Here is a 19,279-nt window from a genome sequence, read left to right on the forward strand (position 1 = left end):
GGCGCGCAGCACCGGGCGCAGCCTGGCCGACTGCCAGTTCGCGCCGTTTCTGCCGCATTTTCATCTGGAAGACCGCACGGCGCTTACCAAGGGCCTGCGCCGCCTGCAGGCCGGCGGGCGCGACAGCCTGTGCCTGGAGGTGCGCCTCGTCACCACCCGCGGCGGCATGCCGCGCTGGGTCGAGCTGCGCGCCTGGGCCGACGGCGACGGTGGCATCGTCGGCCTGCTGCTGGACATCGACCAGCGCCGGCGCGGCGAGGAAGCCCTGCGCGCCCAGCGGCGCAGCCTGCACACCATGCTCGACAACCTGCCGGGCATGATCTACCGGGGCCAGAACGACAAGCACTGGACGATGGAATTCGTGAGCGAAGGCTGCTTCGAGCTGACCGGCTACACGCCGCTGGAGCTGGTGGACAACCAGTCGGCGAGCTTTGCCGAGCTGATCCACCCGGAAGACCGGGATTTCGTGTGGAACTACGTGCAGATGCGCCTTGCCCGGCGCGAGCGCTACGAGCTGAGCTACCGCATCATCGACCGCGACGGCCAGATCCGCTGGGTGTGGGAGCAGGGGCGCGGCATCCATTCGAGCCGCGGCGAGTTCCTCGGGCTGGAGGGCTTCATCACCGACGTGAGCAGCAGGCACGAGGCCCAGGAGGAATCCCGCCGCCGGCTGTTCTTCGACAACGCGACGGGTCTGCTCAGCTTCAGCCTGTTCCTCGACCGCCTGCAGCACGTGGTGGCCCACTCGGCCATTGCCGGCTACCCCTTCGCGCTGATCCACCTGGAGATCGACGCGCTGGAGTCGCTCGCCACCAGCTACGGCCCGGCGATGGCCGAGCGGGTGATGGTTGAGACGGGCAAGCGCCTGCGCGTGGTGCACGGCGACTGCAACGGCGCAACCCGCCACGGCAACGGCTTTGCGGTGCTGATCACCGATTTCCGGCCGGCGACGCTGGCCTGGGCGGGGTCGGCGGCGTCAGGTGGCGTGGGCGATCTGGCTGCGGCCCTTGCCGGCCTTGTGGATCGCCCCCTGCGCATCGATGGGCACGCCATCAAGCTGCAGGCCCGCATCGGCCTTGCGCCCGCGCCTTCCACCTGCACCGATGCTTCGGCCCTGCTGGCCGAAGCGCTGAGGGCTGCGTGAGGGGCGCCCCGCTGGCGAGAATTCAGCGCAAAAGAACCGGGCCAGTGGGTCGGGGGGGGCATCGCCAGAAAAATATTTTCAGATATCTGCATCCAGATCGCTCCGCCGTGAGTAGTGACTACAGCAGCGCCTTGCGCGTTGCCCGCAAAAGGCTCACCGCAGCCCCCAACCCACGGAGAAACGATCATGAAAACCGCCATCGTCACCCTTGCTTCCGCCCTTGCCCTCGGCGCCTGCTCCACCACCCCCATGAGCGGCGCCTACAGTCAGGACGGCCTCCCCGACAGCATCCGGGTGCCCGCCGGCCACGCGGTGGCCTGGGAGACCGTCGGCAGCGGCGACATCACCTACGAATGCCGGGACAAGGCCGGTGTCAGCGGGCAGACAGAATGGGTCTTCGTCGGCCCCAAGGCGGTGCTCAAGGACCGCGCCGGCAAGGTGGTGGGCAGCTACTACGGCCCCCCGGCCACCTGGGAGGCCAGCGACGGCTCGCGGCTGACCGGCACCCAGCTGGCCGTGGCGCCCGCGGGGGCCGGCAACCTGCCCTATCAGCTCGTCAAGGCCAACCCTGCGATGGGCCAGGGCGCCCTCACCGGTGTCACCCACATCCAGCGCGTTGCCTTGAAGGGCGGTGTGGCACCGGCCTCAGAGTGCAGCCCCGCAACCCGCGGCAAGCGCGAAACAGTGACCTACCAGGCCGACTACATCTTCTGGAAAGCGCGCTGATCGTCTCCCGCCCGGGCGTGGCTGCCGCGCTTCATGGCTTTGCGGGCAGCCCGATGTCGCCGACCGTTGCGCTGCGCAGCCTGCGCCAGGTGGTCAGCGCCGCCATGCCGGGCGCCAGCCACAGGGACAGCCACAACCCGGCAAGGACCGCCAGGGCCAGCGCGTTCGGCCCCGACCGGGTGATGGCGTAGATGATCGCCAGCGCAATCGCCGTGGTGGCGATGCCCAGCGCGATATAGACGATCGCGAGCTGACGCAGGAACACGCGGATGAAGTCCCACAGGGGCACCGCCGCCAGGTGCAGGCCGCCCCTGCGGAACGCCACGAGACAGATCAGCGCACACAGGGCCACGGACGCGCCGGCAATCTGCAGCCAGAACGCGGTTGTCCATTCGGCCCGGCCCCGCACGAAGAGCGTCAGGATGACCGAGCTGGCGAGCGCGCTGGCAGCAAACACGACGCGCAGGGTTTGAGTGGGGGTGTTCATTCCAGGAATCCCGAGTGGCAGGCGGTGTACTTATAGCCTGCTGCGCGGGGCCGGTCCTTGATGGACGTGAAGTTGTCCTGGCGTGCCGGAGGCGCCCCGTGGCGGGCGGCGTCGGTCGCCACCGCGCCGCCCGGCTCAGGTGCGTGTCAGGCCCGCACGCGCGACTTGGTCGGGTCGTAGTGGGGGAAGGCGACCACGGTTGCGTCCAGCCTCTTGCGGTGGCCGTCGAGCTGGCCGACCTGCAGCGCGGTGTCGATGGCGGAATACGCCACGTCCACCCGCGCCAGGGCGATCTGGGCGTCGAGGACGGGGGAGCGCACCGTGCTGGTGATCTCGCCGACCTTGGCGCGGCCTACGTACAGCCCGTCGCCGTGGGCGGCCGGCTCGTTGCTGGCGATGGCGAGGCCGACCAGTTTGCGGCGCGGGTGGGCCTTGCGTTCTTCGAGCGCGGCCTTGCCGATGAAGTCGTCGGGCTTGGAGAGCGCCACGGTGAAGCTGATGCCGGCCTCGAAGGGGTCGGTCTGGTCGCAGAACTCGTGGCCGGCGAAGGCGAGGCCGGCTTCGATGCGCAGCATGTCCAGCGCGTCGAAGCCCAGCGGCACGATGCCCAGCGGCGCGCCGGCCTCCATCACCGCCTGCCACACGGCCGGGCCGTCCTTGGGGGCGCACCACAGCTCGAAGCCCAGCTCGCCGGTGTAGCCGGTGCGCGACACGACCAGCGGGATGTCGGTGGGGCCGCCGAGGCGCGCGGCGGTGAAGCGGAACCAGCCCAGCTCGCCGATGGCCGGCTGAATCGGGGCGGTCCACAAAATCTTGGCCAGCAGCTCGCGGCTCTTCGGGCCCTGCACGGCGAGGTTGTGCAGGGCGTCGGTGGCGTCGCGGATGCGCACGTCGAAGCCGCCGGCGGCGGCCTGCTCCTTCAGCCACAGGCCGGTGGTGTCTTCGCCGCAGACGAAGCGGAACACGTCGCGGCCGAGGCGGAACACCGTGCCGTCGTCCATCATGCCGCCGTGGGCGTGGCACACGGCGGTGTAGATCACCTGCCCGATGGCGAGCTTGCGCATGTCGCGGGTCTGCACCTTTTGCAGCAGGGCCTCGGCGTCGGGGCCGGTCACGTCGAACTTGCGCAGGGCGGAGAGATCCATCACCGCCACCTTCTCGCGGCAGGCCCAGTACTCGGCCAGGGTGCCGTGGCCCACGAAGCTGCGCGGCAGCCAGAAGCCCTTGTAGTCGATGAAGTCGCGGGTGAGGGTTTCGGTGACCGGCGCGAAGGCGCTCGGGCGGGTCAGGCGGGCGGGGGCGTCGGGCGTCATGCGATGGGCCATGGCTCGGGGGAAGTGATGGGCGGCGTCATAGATGCGCACCTCGATGTCGGTGGGCTGCCAGGCGTTGGCGGGGTCGATGTCGTCGGCGCAGGACGACACGGCCACCACCAGATCCTTCAGGGCGCGCAGCAGCACGTAGTCGCCGGGCCTGGACCACGGTTCGGCAAAGCCCAGGCTGCCGCAGGGCTGGATGAAGGTGTTGTAGAAGAAGTTGATCGCCGGCCAGCCGGCCCGGGGCTTGATGCCGAAGGGCGCCAGCGCGGCCGAGAAGTTGTCGCTGCAGTTGGGGTGGCCGGGAAAACCGGCATCCTCGTAATACTTGGCAGTGCAGGCGAGGGCAAAGGCGTCGTGGCGGCCGACGGTGTCCTGCACGGTTTCGAGGAGCGGCTGCATGCGCGCGTCGAAGTATTTGGCGTGCAGGCCCGGCTGCGGGTACGCCGCGCCGGCGAGGGTGCGGGTGACGGTGGGGTCGAGGCCCCATTCCTCGCCGGCGGCCAAGGCTGCGGCGTCGAAGGCGAGGAGGTCGGAGCACTGCTTGCCGTCCACGTCAATGACCTGGATGCACTGACCGGCCTTGACGGTGAAGGCCCGGGCGCTGGCGGCGGTGACGCGGATCACTTCCAGCGGCTCGGGGAAGGCCTGCGGGGCCGGCGGCGGGGCGTCGGCGTCGAGCAGAAAGGGGTCGGGGCCGGCCTCGGGGTCGAGGGCGGAAAGCGGGGTGGGGTCGTTCATGCAAAGGCCTCCTGGCTCGCCAGGCTGCGGTAGCGGCCGCCGCTGAAGACCAGCGGTTCGCCGTCGCGGAAGCGCAGGCCGCGCACCTCGCACACGAAGATGGTGTGGTCGCCGCCGGGGTAGCGGGCGTAGGGCACGCATTCGAAGGTGGCGAGGGCGCCTTCGAGCAGCGGGCTGCCCAGCTCGCCGGTGCCGTACACGAGGTCGGCCCACTTCTCGGCGCCGCCCCGGGCGAAGCGGTTGGAGAGGGCTTCCTGCTCGTGGCCCAGCACGTGGATCGCCAGCGGCCCGCCGCCCGAAAACACCTCGCAGGCGGCGCTCTCGCAGGCCAGGCTGAACAGCACCAGCGGCGGCGTGAGGGACACCGAGTTGAAGGAGCTGACGGTGGCGCCAACCGGGCGGCCGTCGGCATCCCAGGTGGTGACGATGGTGACGCCGGTCGGGAAGAGTCCCAGCACCCGGCGGAACAGGCGGGCGTCGAAGGGCGCGCTGAGCAGGTTCTCGGTGGGCGCGTCGGGGCAGAGGGCGGTGGTCATGGTGGCTCCGGTTTGGCTGGGCGGAGGGGCGGGCCGCCCGGCGGACGGCCCGGGCGGCATCAGGCCTGGGCTTCGGCCAGCAGCTTGCTGGCGAAGGCGGCTTTTTCGTCCTTGCTCATCTTCTTGAGCTCGTTGTTGAGGACGCGCTGGTTGACCGACTGGTTCCAGTAATCCAGCACCTCGAAGCCGAGCAGCGCGGCCTTGCCGACGAACTGGCGCAGCACCTCGTTGGTGGGGCCCATCACCCAGCCGGCCTTGCCGTCGCGCAGCAGGCGCTCGATGCCCAGGGCGGGCTTGTAGCCAGTGCCGCCGCAGGCGTGGAGCATCTTGTCCACCACGAAGGTGACGTTCTTGGAGGCGAAGAACTTGACCTGCCACAGCCAGTTGAGGATCTGGGTGCGCGGCAGGTGGTCGATCGTCGCGTGGGCGGACCAGTCGCAACCGTCGGTCAGGTCGTCCAGCGCCTTGGCGGCGAGATACACGTAGCTGCGGCTGGCGTTGGTGTCGATCAGGCACTCGCCCACGTAGTCCTGGATGGTCGGGTAGTCGGCCACGCGCATGCCCACGTCGTTGTGCACTTTGCGGGTGGTGTGGTTCTTGGTGATGTCCATGGCGGCGAGGCAGATGCCGTTCCAGCAGGCCGAGGAGCACACCAGGAAGAACGGATCGACCACCTCGTCGTTGGACTTGGCGCCGTCGCCGATGGGGCCGACCAGCGCGTCCGGGGCGATGTCGACGCCGTCCACCGAGATCGGGCCGGACTGGTTGCCGCGCATGCCGAGGCCGTCCCAGTTGGCCGGGTCGGCGTGGATCTGGTCCTTGGTGACGAGGAAGCAGGACAGGTTGGAGTAGTCGCCGCCAAAATCCGGCGAGGTGGTCTGGATGATGTACCAGTCGGCAAAGCCGCCGGAGGTGGTCCACGAGGCCTTCTTGAAGACCTTCCAGCCGTTGTCGGTGCGCTCGGCGCGGGACGACATGGGGTACCAGAAGTGGGAGCCGGTCTCCGGGTCGGAGTAGGACAGGGTGCCGATCAGCACGTCTGCATCCACGCGGCGCAGGATGTCCTTCAGGCGTTCGTTGTCGTGGTGGCGGAGCAGCGCGGCGGCGCAGGCACCCAGGTGCATGGTGTAGCACATGGCGGTGGAGGGGCAGCCGTAGCGGGCGATGGTCTCGACCACCATCGCGGCGCACACGTGGCTCTCACCGCGGCCGCCGAGTTCCTTGGGGATGGTGAGGCTCAGGAGGCCCATCGAGGCCAGCGCCTCGAAGTTCTTGCGCGGGTAGATGTACTTCTTGTCGCTCTCGATGGCGTTGGGGCGCAGGGTGGTTTCGCACAGGGCGATCAGGTCGGCCTGCAGGGCGCGCTGCTCGGGGGTGAGCAGCCACTGGGGGCTCCATTCCGCGCCGATGCCGGTGGGGGTGATCTGGGTGGGGGCGTTCATGGCGGTAGTCCTTTTGTCAGTTTGAAGAGGGGGAAATCCGGGGGGCGGCCCGTCAGGGGCGGGCGAGGGTGCTGATGCCCGGCTCGATGCCGATGGGCAGCTCGCGGCCGTCGTCGTGGGCGGCGAGCCAGTCCAGCGCGGTGGGCAGGAAGCGGGTTAGGCCCTTGTAGTCGACGAGCTCCGGCGGCAGCGTGGAGAGCACCCGGTGCAGGCGGGCGCCCCACTTGGGCACGCGGGCCAGCTCGTCGAGGGAGGCGAGGTAGCAGCGGATCGGGAAGAGGATCGCGTTGCTGCGGGGCAGCCGCCACAGCGTTTGCAGCTCGACGCGCAGGTGCAGCTTGCGGCCGATGTTGTCCGGGGTGAGGCTGGCGCGGTCCGGGCCCCACTCGGGGTAGCTCTCGGGCGAGGTGTCGAGGCGCGGGTTGATGGTCATCGTCCAGTTGAGGCGGCGCATGGGCTGGCCCAGGCGCAGCATCAGCAGAAACTTGAGGGCCCGCTCGAAGACGCCGGCCTGGTGGGCCAGCGGCACCGGGCCGTGCCACTCCATGAAGCTCATGCCCACGTCGAACGCCAGCGACCAGTCGGCCTGGGAGGTGACCATCCCGGCGTCCATGTAGAGGTTGTTGTCGCGCTGGTCGCAGATGGCGAAGTCGCCCTGGGCCTGGCGGGTGATGTACTCGAAGGGCTCGCAGGGCAGGGTGTCGGGGTTGCCGAAGATGAAGCTCTGCTCGATGCCCAGCGGGCGGTTGATCCACGTCCACCGGCTGCCGAAGTCGTCGCCTTCCTTGATGAGGGCGAAGTGGGTCGGGTAGTCGGCGGCGAGGCTTTCCATCAGCAGCTCGAGGGTGTCCCACTGGGCCAGCATCATGTGGGGCAGGGCCTGGCAGCGGCTGGGGTCGCGCTCCAGCGTGATGGCCTTGTCGCGGCATTCGGCGATGTAGTGCTCATCCACGTCGAAGGGGCGGCGGAACACGTCGGTCGGGCCGCTGCGGACGTGCGGCTCGATGTTGACGCTGTACATGTAGCGGTCTTCCGGGAAGGGGAAGGGGAAACGCAGGATGGCGGCGTCGCTGTTGCGGTAGGTGTAGTCGCCGCGGAAGGTTTCGTCGGGCTTGAAGGCGAGGGTCATGATGGGTCTCCGGGGCAGGGTCACAGGTCCAGCACGAGCCGTCCCGAGCGCGCCCGCGACACGCAGGGCATGATCAGGCGGCCGCTTTCGCGCTCGGTGGGGGACAGGAAGTGGTCGCGGTGCTCGGCGTCGCCTTCGAGCAGCGGCGTGGCGCACACGCCGCAGGCGCCACCGCGGCACAGGCAGGGGGCGGCCACGCCGGCGCGTTCGATGGCTTCGAGCAGGCTCTCGTCCTCGCCCACGCTCACCTCGATGCCGGAGCGGGCGAGGAAGGCGCGGAAGGCGGCGCCACCAGAGAGCGCGGTGCCGAAGTGCTCGCAATGCACATGGCTGTCGGGCCAGCCGGCGTCGCGGGCGGCGGCGATCACCGCGTCGTTCATGGCGGCCGGGCCGCACACGTAGAGGTGGGTGCCGGCCTGCTGGGTGGTGAGGAGGGCGGGGATGTCGAGGCGGTGGCCGTCGGCGTTCCAGTGGAAGTCCACCTTGGCTCCCTCCGGCAGCCACGGGGCGAACGCCTCACGCTCGTCCGGGCGGCAGCACACATGCAGCGCGTGGGACGCGCCGCTCAAGCCGAACTCGGCCAGATACGACAGAAAGGGCGTGACGCCGATGCCGCCGGCGACCATCAGCTGGTGACGGGCGGTGCGCACCGGGGGGAAAAGGTTGCCCGGCCACGCGGCCTCGACGGTGTCGCCCACCGCCAGTTGATCGTGGATGAAGGCCGAGCCGCCTCGGGATTGTTCGACCCGCCGCACGATGATCTCGTAGGCGTCGCGGGCGCCGGGGCGGCTGACCAGCGAGTAGGCGTTGCGGTGGGTGCGCTCCGGCGCCGGCAGGCTGAGCTGCACGTGGGCGCCGGCCGAGGCCGGGGGCAGCTTGCCGCCGTCCGCCGCCACCAGGCGCAGGTGGCGCAGGGTGGGGGCGATGGCGGTGGCCGCATCCACGCGCAGCTGGAGGGTGTCGCCGATCATGCGAAGACCTCCTCGCGGGCGGGCACCTGGCCGGGCGCCTCGGCATCCACCATCACGCCCATGAAGGCGCCCAGGCGGCGCGAGAAGTGGTCGCGCACCAGCAGGTGGCGGCCGCAGCCGGCGCAGTCGGCGATGTGGGTGGTCACGTCGTCGGTGAAGGCGTGGCAGTGGGTGCACCACACCCGGCGGCGCAGGCTGCCGGCGTGGTGGAGCTGGATCTGCCCGCTGGCGAAGCCCACGTGGCCGGCGACCTCGGCCACGCGCCACAGGAAGGGCTCGGTGCCGCTCACGTACAGGCGGTCGCCGATGCCGAAACCGCGGCTGGCGCAGGAGAGGCTGTCCTCCACGTCGGCCAGGCTGCCCAGCCGCCACAGCCGGCCCGGGTGGGTGCCCACGTCCTGCGGGCCGCCCACGAGCCAGGTGTGGAGCCGGGGCGCCACCGGCCCGAAGGCGCTGGCGAAGGCGGCGAGGGTGGCGGGGGTGAGGGTCTCGCCCTCGACCACCAGCAGGTGGCCGCTGGCGGTGGGCTCGGGGGCCAGGTCGCGGTAGACCGGGCGGCTCTTGATGTCGGAGATCATCATGGCGGCGGCCTCCTTAGATCACCGCCACGGCGTGGGCGATGGCGATCACCGCCGCGCCACCGACCAGGGTGAGCCAGGGGAGGATGCCGGCGCGGGTGCCGACGCCCGACTCGCTGCCCAGGTGCATGTCTTCGAGCATCGCCGCCGGAAACTGTCCCTTATCGACGATGTAGTGGCGGTAGAAGAACACCGGCAGGATCAGCGCCGCCGCCAGCAGGCCGGTGGCCAGGGTGCCGGCGCCCCAGATGTCGGCGCCCATGCCCATCAGCGCCAGATTGACGAAGGCCAGCACGGTGCCCACGGCGATCAGCCAGGTGGGGGCACGGTAGGGGCGCGGCCAGCGCGGGCGGTCGATGCGGTGGATCCAGGCGGCGTTGAGGTTGAGGAAGTTGAAGAGGATGTAGCAGACGTTGGAGATGGCCAGCACGAACACGTAGTCGGACATCAGCAGCAGGAGCAGGTTGAAGCCCAGGTCGGTCCACATCGCGGCGGTGGGGGCGCCGTTGCCATTGACGTTGGAGAGGTACTTGGGCAGCCAGCCGTCCACCGAGGCCTGGTAGAGGGTGCGGGACGAGCCGGCCATGGAGGTCATGATCGACAGCACCAGGGCCAGCACCAGCATGGCCATCAGCACGTGCTCGACCAGCGGGCCGCCGCCCAGCATGTGGGCCATGGCCTGGGCGACGCCCATGCCGCTGTAGATGTCCGGCGACAGGATGCCGTCGTACACCGCCGGGGTGACCACGTTGCCGGCAGCGTCCAGCACCGCCGGGGTGACCAGCTGGCCGAGGCCCAGGCTGCCCTGGAAGGCGAGTGGCACCACGGTGAACACGAAGATGCACAAGAGGCCCGAGTACAGGATGGCCTTGAAGGTGTCGGTGCGCGGGTTGCGGAACTCGCGGGTGTAGCACACCGCCGTTTCGAAGCCGTAGGTGGACCACGCCGCCATGAACAGCCCCCCGGCGATCAGGGTGAAGCCGGCCATGTCCCAGGCGCCGTCGATCACCGCTCCGCCGGCGTCCTTGGCGAGGGGGTAGAGCGGCGCCAGGTTGGCGCCCGGCACGTCACCGGAAACCAGCGGCCACAGGCCGATCAGCATCAGCGGCGCAAGGGCGGCGACGCCCAGCACCATCTGCATGCGCGCCGCCTGCAGGATGCCCCGGTGCTGGATCGCGAAGGCCGCCAGCAGCACCGCGGCGCCCACCACGAAGGTGGCGTTCACCCGCAGCGCGAGGCCGCCCTTGATGAAGCCGAGGTCCATCAGGGTGATCTGCCAGGTGTTGATGGCGGCGTCCGGCGCGAACAGGATCGACAGGATGTAGCCCGCCGCCAGCCCCGAGCCGATCGCCAGCACCGGCGACCACGCCAGCCAGTTGCACCACACCGAGAGGGGCGCCAGCATCTTGCTGTAGCGCACCCAGGCCACCGCTCCATACACCGAGGCGCCGCCCGACTTGTGGGGGAACAGCCCGGCGATCTCGGCGTAGGTGAAGGACTGCAGGAAGCCGAAGGCGATGGAGATGATCCACACCGCCCACGACGGCTTGCCCACCGTGGCGGCGATGGAGCCGATGGAGAAAAGCACCAGCGCCGGCACGCCGCTGGCCACCCAGAAGGCGCCGGCCCAGCCTATCCGGCGGTGGAGCGTCGCGCCGCCACTCTCGATGCCGCCTGATACGGCATCCACTGTCGTCGTGTTCATCTGCGTACTCCTCGAAGGTCGGAAAAGTCACACCGCAATCAATGCGATACGGCTGCACTCTCGGCTTCGTTGGTGCACTGAACAATTCGACTTTGGGAGTAGGTCTGAGGGGGAATTGAGGATCTCCGCGCGCGGGCGTGGAATGGCATCACCCCAACACCGACAGAGGCATGACCATGAAAACCACGACCCCGAAAGCCCTGCGCCTTGCCCTTTTGCTGGGCCTGCCGGCACTTGCCGCGCCGGCCTTCGCCGAAGACGCGCCGGCCCCCGCCCCGGCGCTCACCAGCAACGTCGGCATCGTGTCGGAGTACGTCTTCCGCGGCATCCGTCAGACCTGGGGCAACCCGGCACTGCAGGGCGGCATCGACTACGCCCACGAGAGCGGCTTCTACGCCGGCGCCTGGCTCTCCAACACCAGCGGCAACCTGTACGCCAACGCCAACATCGAGGTGGATCTGTACGGCGGCTACCGGGGCGCGGTGGATGACTTCAGCTACGACGTGGGCGTGCTGCAGTTCCTCTTCCCGGGGGCCAACTACGACAAGATCACCCCCGCCGGCAGCTACGCCAGCAAGCGCTACAACTCCACCGAGCTCTACCTTTCGGGCACCTGGAAGTGGCTCAACGTGAAGTACTCGCGGGCCATGACCGACGTGGGCTACTTCGGCTTCAACGACAACAACGCAGGCTTCGGCGCCTTCCCCGGCAAGCCCGGCGCGGGGGTGACGGGCAGCGACACCTCGGGCTCGTGGTACATCGAGGCCAACGTCACCTACGAATTCCTGCCCACGTGGACGGGCACCCTCCACGCCGGCCGCCAGACCATCACCCACTCCACCGGCCTCAGCTACTCCGACTACAAGGCCGGCGTGACCAAGACCATGGACGGCGGCTGGGTGCTGGGCCTCGCCTACACCACCACCGTCGGCACCGACTACTGGAAGAACTACCCCAGCGTCGCCGGCAACGGAACCACCAAGGACATGGGCGCAGGCACCTGGATCGCGTCGGTCAATCGCACGTTCTGATCCCGCGCGTCAGGCAGAAAAGCAAAAAGGCGGCCCCGGGTGCGGGTGCCGCCTTTTGTCGTTATGGCGCCAGTGGCTTATGCCGGGCAGTCGATCACCAGGATCGAGATGTCGTCGTGGGCCGGGGTGCCGGCGAGGTGGGCGGTGAGGGCGGCGCGCAGGCGGGCGATCAGGTCTTCGCTGCGGGGGCTGGCGAGGCTGTGGGCGAGGCGGGCCTCGCCGAAGGCTTCGCCGTCGGGGGCGGTGGCTTCGACGACGCCGTCGGAGAGCATCACCAGCCGGGCGGGCTCGGCCCAGCTGAAGCGCTCGAAGGTCTTGATGCCGTCGGCTTCGCGGGTGACGCCCAGGGGCAGGTTGCGGGATTCGAAGCGACGCACGATGCGGCCGCTGTCGTCGATCATCTGCACCCCGGGGATGCCGCCGACCCAGGCTTCGCCTTCCCGCGCCTGCTCGTCGAGGCTGACGAACGCAGCGGCCACGAAGCGCCCCGCCGGCAGCGAGTTGGCGAGCACGAAGTTGATGGCGTCGACGATGCCGGAGAGGGGCTCGTTCTGCTCCACCAGGCGGTAGAACTCCTGCACCACCGGCAGCACGCTCACCGCGGCGGCCAGGCCGTGGCCGGTGGCGTCGGCCAGCAGGGCGTGGAGCCGGCCGTCCGGCGAGCGGGCGGCGAGGATCAGGTCGCCCGAGAAGTTGGTGGCGGGCATCACTGTGTAGTGGATGCCGGCTTGGCGGATGAGGTCGGTGCGGATCTGGTGGTCGAGGATGCGGCGGGCCATCCTGGCCTCGCGCTCGTGCTCGTCGTAGTGGTGCTGGAGCAGGCTGGCCTGCTCGGCCACCTTGATCTGGGTGAGCTTGCTCTCGGTGTTGTCGCGCAGGGTTTCGACCACCGCGATGAGCTTGCCGGCGTCGTCGAACACCGGGCCGGCATCGACCACCAGATAAAGGTGCTTGCCCCGGCGCGGCATGGTGCACCAGTTTTCGGCGTGCACGCCGTGGGCCGGCGTGTCGGGCTCGTCGTGGGTGGTGTAGAGCTTGTCGATCAGCGACCAGTCGTTGCGGGCCAGCAGGTCGGCGAGGCAGGGGCGCGGGGTGTCGTAGAAGGCCCGCCAGTGATCGCGGGTGCCGATGACTTCGTGGGCCGGGATGCCGGTGAGGCGTTCGCAGGCGCGGTTCCAGATGAGCACCCGCTGATCCGCGTCGAGGACGAAGGTGGGCACCACCAGATGCTCCATCAGGGTGATGGCGAAGTTCGTCGGGTTGGGCTGCGTGGTGGGGCTGGCAGCGGCAGGCGCGTGGATGGTCGGCATCGCGGGTCTCCGGCGGAATGGGCGGACGGTGTGCCACGGGGACACGTCCCCGGCGTTAACGGCCGGCGGCGGCAATCTTTGACGATGATTTGCGGTTTCGGCGCGGCGCAGGCAGGGCGCGGCCGACCGCAAGGGGCGCCCCGGGGCGGTGGGCCCATCCCCGGAGGCGGACTGGCCGGCAGCGGGCGCCGCCGGCCGGAGGGTCAGGCGGCGATGGCGGCCTCGATGGCGGCCACCAGCTTGTCGGCATCGGGGGCGGTGTCCGGCGCGAAGCGGCGCAGGATGGTGCCGTCACGGCCGATCAGGAACTTCTCGAAATTCCACACCACTTCGGGCGCGGCGGTCGGCTCGATCTTGTAGCCGCGCAGCATCTCTTCCATGCCGGCGCGGTCTTCAGTTTCGGGCTTGGCGGAGGTCAGCGTCGCGTACAGCGGGTGCTTGTCCGCCCCGGTGGCGACGAGCTTGCTGTACATCGGAAACTGCACGCCGAAGTTGGCGGTGCAGAAGCTGGCGATCTCGGCGTCGGTGCCCGGCTCCTGCCCGGCAAAGTCGTTGGCCGGAAAGCCCAGCACGGTGAAACCCTTGTCGGCAAAGCGCTCATGCAGCGCCTCCAGCCCTTCGTACTGCTTGGTGAGGCCGCACTTGGAGGCCACGTTGACCACCAGCAGCACCTTGCCGGCGTGCTCGGCGAGGGTCGCGGGGGTGCCGTCGATCTTGGTGAGGGGGATGTCGTAGAGGGATTGGGTCATGGGGAGTCTCCTGGGGTTGGTATGTGGGTGGCGGCCTGGGTTGGCCGCTCATGGATGAATTTCGTGTCGCGCGGATTTGAGGTGCCGGGGGAACGATTCGTTCCGGTTGCCCATCGCGGGGTACCCGAGCGTGCCGCGTGGGGGATCATAGCCCATGAGGGCAACCCGGGTTGGCCTTGATCCCGAGAGTCAGGAGCAACCCAGCCGGGACAATCTCCACTCGATCGCCTCCTGCTTCGGATACATCCGCGCCTCGCGAGGGAGGAAGAGCGGCTTGCCCTCCAGCTCGGTCAGTCCCCGGTAATCGGGAATGCGTCGATCGAGGCTGGGGCTCACGCGCCAGCGGAAATTGGTGTCCGGCGCGATGAGGAAGCGATCGAGCGCCCAGTGCATGTCCGGTGTCAGGGCAAGTCCGTTACGCGGATCGTCGTCACCCGCCTCGCTGAAGGGGTGGATGTGCGCGGCCTCGACCATCGCGGCTCCGTCGGGTAGCACGAGCCGCAGGCCGGTCGCGGCGCAGCGAAAGTCGTAGATCTCGGTGACGACCCGCCGGAAAGCCGGGTCGCGCACATAGCCCGGCGGCACTTCTGCGGCAATGGGCGCGGAGCGATCCGGGGTACGGAGCGCGTATTCGTAGCGGTTGATCTCCCGGGTACGCGCCACCACGGCGTCGAGATCCTGCAGGCCCCGTTGGAACCACGTCTCGGCGAGGACGCTGCTCAGGACGTCAACCGCAGCCTCGTCCTGCAGTAACTCGAAAAGCGCTGGGTTGAGGCGGGCATGGTCGATGTTGTCCGTTACCTGTTTAGATGTCCGCACCGTACCCATGTTGTCGAGCACGGCTTCCCGGCCAGGCTTGGGCTGGAGGTGCCAGAAGCTCTCTCCACCGCCGCGCAGGTGGCCTGCCAGGTGGAAGAACGGAAAGTAGGGATTGGGGTGGTCGCCGTCGGCCCGGACTGCCCTGAAATACAGGGCATAGCGTTCGAGCAGCGGGGGGGCGTAGGCGATCCGGTTCTGAGTCAGGGCGCCGCCTCGGGCCATGTCGAGCACCGCCAGTAACATGCAGATCTTGTGCGGGCTGGCCCGGCCATGGGCCACATTCACCCTGATGCGCCGAAACTGGTCGACGTAGGCGGTGAGGCTCATTACCCGGCCCAGTATTTCGCCTTGGCCGGAAGCACCCAGCGCACGCCGCCGCGTGGATCATCGGCGTCGCCCGCATAGCGGGGGATCAGGTGCAGATGGAGATGGGGAACCGTCTGCCCTGCAACTGCGCCGTCGTTGATGCCAATATTGAAACCGTCAGGCCGGCAGGTTTCATAGAGCTCCGCCTTTGCCTGTGCGAGCAGTTCGAACATGCAGTCACGTTCCGCCGCCGTCAGATCGAAGAAGGAGCCGATATGTCGCCGCGGGATCACCAGGCTGTGACCGGCGGAGACGGGATAGCCATCGCGGACCACGAAGGCTTCGGCACCAGAGAGCACGATGCGCCCGGAAGGCAGATGGCAGAAAGGGCAGCTTGCGTCGTTCATGCCGTGATCTTACGACGATCCATGCCTGAGTTCTTGCCACGCCACCTGACATGCCGCAAAAACGAAAACGCCTCGCAGGAATCGCGAGGCGTTTTCTGTCCGGGTCGATCGGCTAAGCGGCTTACACCACGCCCGCCCCGTGGGCCTGCTGGTCGGCCCAGTAGCTGGAGCGGACCATGGGGCCGCAGGCGGCGTTCTTGAAGCCCATCTTGAGCGCTTCGGTCTCGAACATCTTGAAGGTGTCGGGATGGACGTAACGCAGCACCGGCAGGTGGCCGCCGGAGGGTTGGAGGTACTGGCCGATGGTGAGCATGTCCACGTTGTGGGCGCGCATGTCGCGCATCACTTCGAGGATCTCGTCGTCGGTTTCGCCGAGGCCGACCATCAGGCCGGACTTGGTGCTCACATCCGGGTGACGCGCCTTGAACTGCTTGAGGAGCTCCAGCGAGTAGGCGTAATCCGCACCCGGGCGGGCCTGCTTGTAGAGGCGCGGCACGGTCTCGAGGTTGTGGTTCATCACGTCCGGCGGGGCCTGGTCGAAGATGTCGAGGGCGATCTCCATGCGGCCGCGGAAATCCGGCACGAGCACTTCGATGCTGGTCTTGGGGCTGGCTTCGCGGGTCGAGCGGATGCACTCGACGAAGTGCTGGGCGCCGCCGTCGCGCAGGTCGTCCCGGTCGACGCTGGTGATCACCACGTAGTTGAGGCGCATCGCGGCGATGGTCTTGGCCAGATCGGCCGGCTCGTTGGCGTTGAGCGGCTCGGGGCGGCCGTGGCCCACGTCGCAGAACGGGCAGCGGCGGGTGCAGATGTCACCCATGATCATGAAGGTGGCCGTACCCTTGCCGAAGCATTCGTGGATGTTGGGGCAGGAGGCTTCCTCGCACACGGTGTGGAGCTTGTGCTCGCGCAGGGTGTCCTTGATCTCGTTGAAACGCTCTACTTCGGCACCGGCGCCGAGCTTGATGCGGATCCACTCCGGCTTCTTCAGGCGTTCGGCCGGGACGATCTTGATCGGGATGCGGGCGGTCTTTTCGGCGCCGCGCTGTTTGCGGCTCTCGGATTCCATGGGGGCTGCGTCCTTTGGTCAGGCGGTGGGTGCGACGTCGGGGAAATGCCGCCGCAGATGGCCGAGCAGCCGCTCGGCTACGGTGTCGGGCGCTTCGGTGACGCCGAAGTCTTTGAGTTGTATGGTCTTGAGCCCACTATAGCCGCAGGGATTGATCCAGGTAAATGGTGTCAAGTCCATATCGACGTTGAGGGACAGACCGTGGTAGGAGCAGCCGTTCTTCACCCGCAGGCCGAGGGCGGCGATCTTGGCGCCGTCGATGTAGACGCCGGGCGCGCCTTCCTTGCGGCGGGCGTCGAGGCCGTAGTCGGCGATGCAGTCGATGATGGCCTGTTCGAGCAGGCTGACCATCTCGCGTACCTTGAGCTGGCGGCGGTGCAGGTCGAGCAGCAGGTAGCCGACCACCTGGCCGGGGCCGTGGTAGGTGATCTGGCCGCCCCGGTCGATCTTGACCAGCGGAATCTCGGTGGCGTGGATCAGGTGCTCGGGCTTGCCGGCCTGGCCGAGGGTATACACCGGCGGGTGCTGCACCAGCCACAGCTCGTCGGGGGTGGCGTCGTCGCGGGTGGCGGTGAATTCCTGCATCGCCCGCCAGGTGGGCTCATACGGGGCGAGACCGAGGCGGCGGACGATCACAGGACGACCTTCACCATCGGGTGGGACGACAGCTCGCGGTACAGGTTGTCGAGCTGCAGCTGCGAGGTGGCGTTGAGGGTGCAGGTGATCGCCAGGTAGTTGCCCTTGGAGGAGGGGCGCATCTGCATCGAGCCGGGCTCGAAATCGGGGGCGTGGCGGAGCACGACCTCCAGCACCGTCTGGGCGAAGTGATCGACCCGCGCGCCCATGATCTTGATCGGGAACTCGCAGGGAAACTCGAGCAGGGTCTGGCGTTCTTCAGTCATGGCCTGGATAACGGAGGCGTGAAAGGGAGGCGTGAGGGGCGTTGAGAGCGTATCCGCGGACACCGGATGCTCTCAAGATGGGTGCGAGGGGCGGAAAGTTCAAGGCCGGGATGAATCCCGGCCCTGTTCAGCGCTGGCTCAGAGGTTCTTGAACCACAGCCGGATGGCGTCCCACATGCGGCCGAACCAGCCGGCCTGGGGCACTTCGTCGAGGGCGACGATGGGGTATTCGCCCACCGGCTTGCCGTCGAGGGAGAGCTGCAGGGTGCCGACGGGCTGGCCCTTGGCCAGTGGCGCCATCAGCGGCTGCTGGCTGATCACGTTGGCCTTGAGCTTGGCGGCGTCGCCCTTGGGCAGGGACAGCACGAAGTCGTTCAGGAAGCCGGCCTTGACGGTGTTCTCGCTGCCCTTCCAGACGCGGAACTCATTGACCGCCTGATTGGCGCCGTACACCTTCACGGTGTCGTAGGCCAGGTAGCCCCAGTTGAGGAGCTTCTGGCTTTCCTGGGCGCGCACGCTGTCGCTGGTGGTGCCGACGACCACCGACAGCAGACGACGGTCGTTGCGCTTGGCCGAGGCGATCAGGCAGTAGCCGGCGCTGTCGGTGTGGCCGGTCTTGACGCCGTCGACGGTCGGATCGATGAACAGCAGGCGGTTGCGGTTGGGCTGCTTGATCTTGTTGTAGGCGTATTCCTTGATCGAGTAGATCGGGTAGAACTCGGGGAAGTCGCGGATGATCGCGGCGGCCAGGATCGACAGGTCGCGCACGGTGGTGAGGTGCGACGGATGCGGCAGGCCGGTGGAATTTTCGAAGTGGGTGTTCTTCATGCCCAGACGCGCGGCTTCCTTGTTCATCAGCTGGGCGAAGGCTTCTTCGGAGCCGGCGATGGCTTCGGCCAGCGCCACGCAGGCGTCGTTGCCCGACTGGATGATCATGCCGTGGATCAGCTCATCCACCGTCACCGGCTTGAGGGGCTCGATGAACATCTTGGAGCCGGGCACCTTCCAGGCCTTCTCGGAGACCGGGATGGTCTGGTCGAGGGCCAGGGTCTTGTTCTTGATGGCCGCAAAGGTGAGGTAGGCGGTCATCAGCTTGGTCAGCGACGCCGGCTCGATGCGCTGGTCGGGCTTCTCGGTGGTGAGGATCTGGCCGGAGCCCACGTCGAGCAGCAGCCACGCCTTGGCGGCCACCGGGGGCGGCGTAAGCTGGGCGAAGGCGAGAGTCGGGAGAACCAGCAGAAGCAGGATGATGCGTTGCAGCATGGCGAGGGGCAAAAGCGGAAAAGGTGCGATTATAGACGCGCCGTTAGTCACGTTTGCCGCGGAATTTTCGGTTTCGGCGGGAACTCCCGGTAGACTGTCCGGTCTTGAATGTTGCGATGCACACTGTTCATCTGGTCCTCTTTCGCCTGCTTTCCTTTGCCCTGGCTGGCCTCGTGCTGGCATGGGCGGGTGCGGCCACGGCTTCGGAAGCCTTCGATTCGGCGTCCGAGCTGGTGGAGCAGATCAGCGAGCAGGGCAATCCCGCCTTCACCCAGGATCCCGGGGTGGATGAACCGCTCGACTGCCCCGCCTTCATCAGCGGTTTCACGCTGGTTTCCCCGGCGCTGGTCGAAAGCCGTCCGGTGGAGGCTTCGCCACCCTTCCGCTCGCTCCTTCCCCGCCCCACGCCGCCGCCGCCCAGGCAAGCCTGAGTTCTGCCTGTCTGCTCCGGGAGGAGCCGGCGGTCTCTGGCCGTGCCCTTCCGCGTCCTCCGTGAATCGATACCAGCGGCTTAGCATGCGCTGAAGGATCAACATGTTCTCCAAATCCGTTCTGGCCGTTGCCCTTTTGGCGACGGCAGTTCCGGCCCTGTCGGCGCCTGCCGGCCGGGCCCCTGCGGCTGCGCCCGCGCCTGCCCGGGCGCCGGCG

General features: G+C 68.4%; 20 protein-coding genes. 4 read left to right on the plus strand and 16 right to left on the minus strand.

What is annotated here, in order from left to right; genetic code table 11:
- Positions 1-1,144: sensor domain-containing diguanylate cyclase (locus tag QQK25_RS19270; protein ID WP_284189409.1), on the plus strand; the 1,144-nt coding region annotated here is incomplete at its 5' end.
- A gap of 186 nt (positions 1,145-1,330) precedes the next feature.
- The gene (locus QQK25_RS19275; RefSeq protein ID WP_284189410.1) at positions 1,331-1,870 is read left to right on the plus strand and encodes a DUF3455 domain-containing protein; all 540 of its coding nucleotides are present in this window, start codon (positions 1,331-1,333) and stop codon (positions 1,868-1,870) included.
- A 31-nt stretch (positions 1,871-1,901) separates the two neighbouring features.
- Here QQK25_RS19275 and QQK25_RS19280 read toward each other — a convergent pair whose 3' ends face one another.
- The 8 genes from QQK25_RS19280 to QQK25_RS19315 form a co-directional block, all read right to left on the minus strand.
- The gene (locus QQK25_RS19280) at positions 1,902-2,357 is read right to left on the minus strand and encodes a hypothetical protein (protein WP_284189411.1); all 456 of its coding nucleotides are present in this window, start codon (positions 2,355-2,357) and stop codon (positions 1,902-1,904) included.
- 146 nt (positions 2,358-2,503) lie between these two features.
- The gene (locus tag QQK25_RS19285) at positions 2,504-4,414 is read right to left on the minus strand and encodes a DUF1989 domain-containing protein (protein WP_284189412.1); all 1,911 of its coding nucleotides are present in this window, start codon (positions 4,412-4,414) and stop codon (positions 2,504-2,506) included.
- Positions 4,411-4,950: a flavin reductase family protein gene (locus QQK25_RS19290; RefSeq protein ID WP_284189413.1), complete on the minus strand. Its 540-nt coding sequence runs from the start codon at positions 4,948-4,950 to the stop codon at positions 4,411-4,413. The genes QQK25_RS19285 and QQK25_RS19290 overlap by 4 nt, the downstream gene beginning before the upstream one ends.
- A gap of 59 nt (positions 4,951-5,009) precedes the next feature.
- The gene (locus tag QQK25_RS19295) at positions 5,010-6,392 is read right to left on the minus strand and encodes an acyl-CoA dehydrogenase family protein (protein WP_284189414.1); all 1,383 of its coding nucleotides are present in this window, start codon (positions 6,390-6,392) and stop codon (positions 5,010-5,012) included.
- Between the two features lie 52 nt (positions 6,393-6,444).
- Complete coding sequence (locus tag QQK25_RS19300) at positions 6,445-7,521, minus strand: heme-dependent oxidative N-demethylase family protein (protein ID WP_284189415.1); 1,077 nt, start codon at positions 7,519-7,521, stop codon at positions 6,445-6,447.
- A gap of 20 nt (positions 7,522-7,541) precedes the next feature.
- Positions 7,542-8,492, minus strand: coding sequence for a PDR/VanB family oxidoreductase (locus QQK25_RS19305; RefSeq protein WP_284189416.1), 951 nt, complete (start codon positions 8,490-8,492; stop codon positions 7,542-7,544).
- On the minus strand, positions 8,489-9,073 hold the full coding sequence (locus tag QQK25_RS19310; protein ID WP_284189417.1) for a dimethylamine monooxygenase subunit DmmA family protein: 585 nt from the start codon (positions 9,071-9,073) through the stop codon (positions 8,489-8,491). Before QQK25_RS19310 ends, QQK25_RS19305 begins: the two co-directional genes overlap by 4 nt.
- A 13-nt stretch (positions 9,074-9,086) precedes the next feature.
- Complete coding sequence (locus tag QQK25_RS19315; protein ID WP_153162832.1) at positions 9,087-10,775, minus strand: APC family permease; 1,689 nt, start codon at positions 10,773-10,775, stop codon at positions 9,087-9,089.
- Positions 10,776-10,951: 176 nt separating this feature from the next.
- On the opposite strand from QQK25_RS19315, the gene QQK25_RS19320 reads away from it, so the two are divergent.
- On the plus strand, positions 10,952-11,806 hold the full coding sequence (locus tag QQK25_RS19320; RefSeq protein WP_284189418.1) for a TorF family putative porin: 855 nt from the start codon (positions 10,952-10,954) through the stop codon (positions 11,804-11,806).
- A gap of 77 nt (positions 11,807-11,883) precedes the next feature.
- Here QQK25_RS19320 and QQK25_RS19325 read toward each other — a convergent pair whose 3' ends face one another.
- The 8 genes from QQK25_RS19325 to QQK25_RS19360 all read right to left on the minus strand — a co-directional run bounded on the left by QQK25_RS19325 (position 11,884) and on the right by QQK25_RS19360 (position 18,631).
- Positions 11,884-13,116, minus strand: coding sequence for a SpoIIE family protein phosphatase (locus QQK25_RS19325; protein ID WP_284189419.1), 1,233 nt, complete (start codon positions 13,114-13,116; stop codon positions 11,884-11,886).
- A 203-nt stretch (positions 13,117-13,319) separates the two neighbouring features.
- A complete protein-coding gene (locus tag QQK25_RS19330; protein WP_284189420.1) occupies positions 13,320-13,865 on the minus strand; it encodes a glutathione peroxidase in 546 nt (181 codons plus the stop codon).
- Positions 13,866-14,054: 189 nt separating this feature from the next.
- Positions 14,055-15,011: an HNH endonuclease gene (locus QQK25_RS19335; RefSeq protein ID WP_284189421.1), complete on the minus strand. Its 957-nt coding sequence runs from the start codon at positions 15,009-15,011 to the stop codon at positions 14,055-14,057.
- Positions 15,011-15,397 (minus strand): HIT family protein, encoded by a 387-nt coding sequence (locus QQK25_RS19340; RefSeq protein ID WP_284189422.1) that lies wholly within the window; start codon positions 15,395-15,397, stop codon positions 15,011-15,013. Before QQK25_RS19340 ends, QQK25_RS19335 begins: the two co-directional genes overlap by 1 nt.
- A 121-nt stretch (positions 15,398-15,518) precedes the next feature.
- Positions 15,519-16,466, minus strand: coding sequence for a lipoyl synthase (gene lipA, locus QQK25_RS19345; RefSeq protein WP_153162828.1), 948 nt, complete (start codon positions 16,464-16,466; stop codon positions 15,519-15,521).
- An 18-nt stretch (positions 16,467-16,484) separates the two neighbouring features.
- The gene (gene lipB, locus QQK25_RS19350; RefSeq protein WP_284189423.1) at positions 16,485-17,102 is read right to left on the minus strand and encodes a lipoyl(octanoyl) transferase LipB; all 618 of its coding nucleotides are present in this window, start codon (positions 17,100-17,102) and stop codon (positions 16,485-16,487) included.
- Positions 17,099-17,368: a YbeD family protein gene (locus QQK25_RS19355; RefSeq protein ID WP_153162826.1), complete on the minus strand. Its 270-nt coding sequence runs from the start codon at positions 17,366-17,368 to the stop codon at positions 17,099-17,101. The genes lipB and QQK25_RS19355 overlap by 4 nt, the downstream gene beginning before the upstream one ends.
- 138 nt (positions 17,369-17,506) lie before the next feature.
- Positions 17,507-18,631 (minus strand): D-alanyl-D-alanine carboxypeptidase family protein, encoded by a 1,125-nt coding sequence (locus QQK25_RS19360; protein ID WP_284189424.1) that lies wholly within the window; start codon positions 18,629-18,631, stop codon positions 17,507-17,509.
- Positions 18,632-18,747: 116 nt separating this feature from the next.
- Between QQK25_RS19360 and QQK25_RS19365 the strand changes: the two genes are divergently transcribed.
- Positions 18,748-19,062, plus strand: coding sequence for a hypothetical protein (locus tag QQK25_RS19365; RefSeq protein WP_284189425.1), 315 nt, complete (start codon positions 18,748-18,750; stop codon positions 19,060-19,062).
- The last annotated feature ends 217 nt before the right edge of the window (positions 19,063-19,279 follow it).

Origin of the sequence: Zoogloea oryzae (assembly GCF_030161255.1) — a bacterium.
Classification (GTDB): Bacteria; Pseudomonadota; Gammaproteobacteria; order Burkholderiales; family Rhodocyclaceae; genus Zoogloea; species Zoogloea oryzae.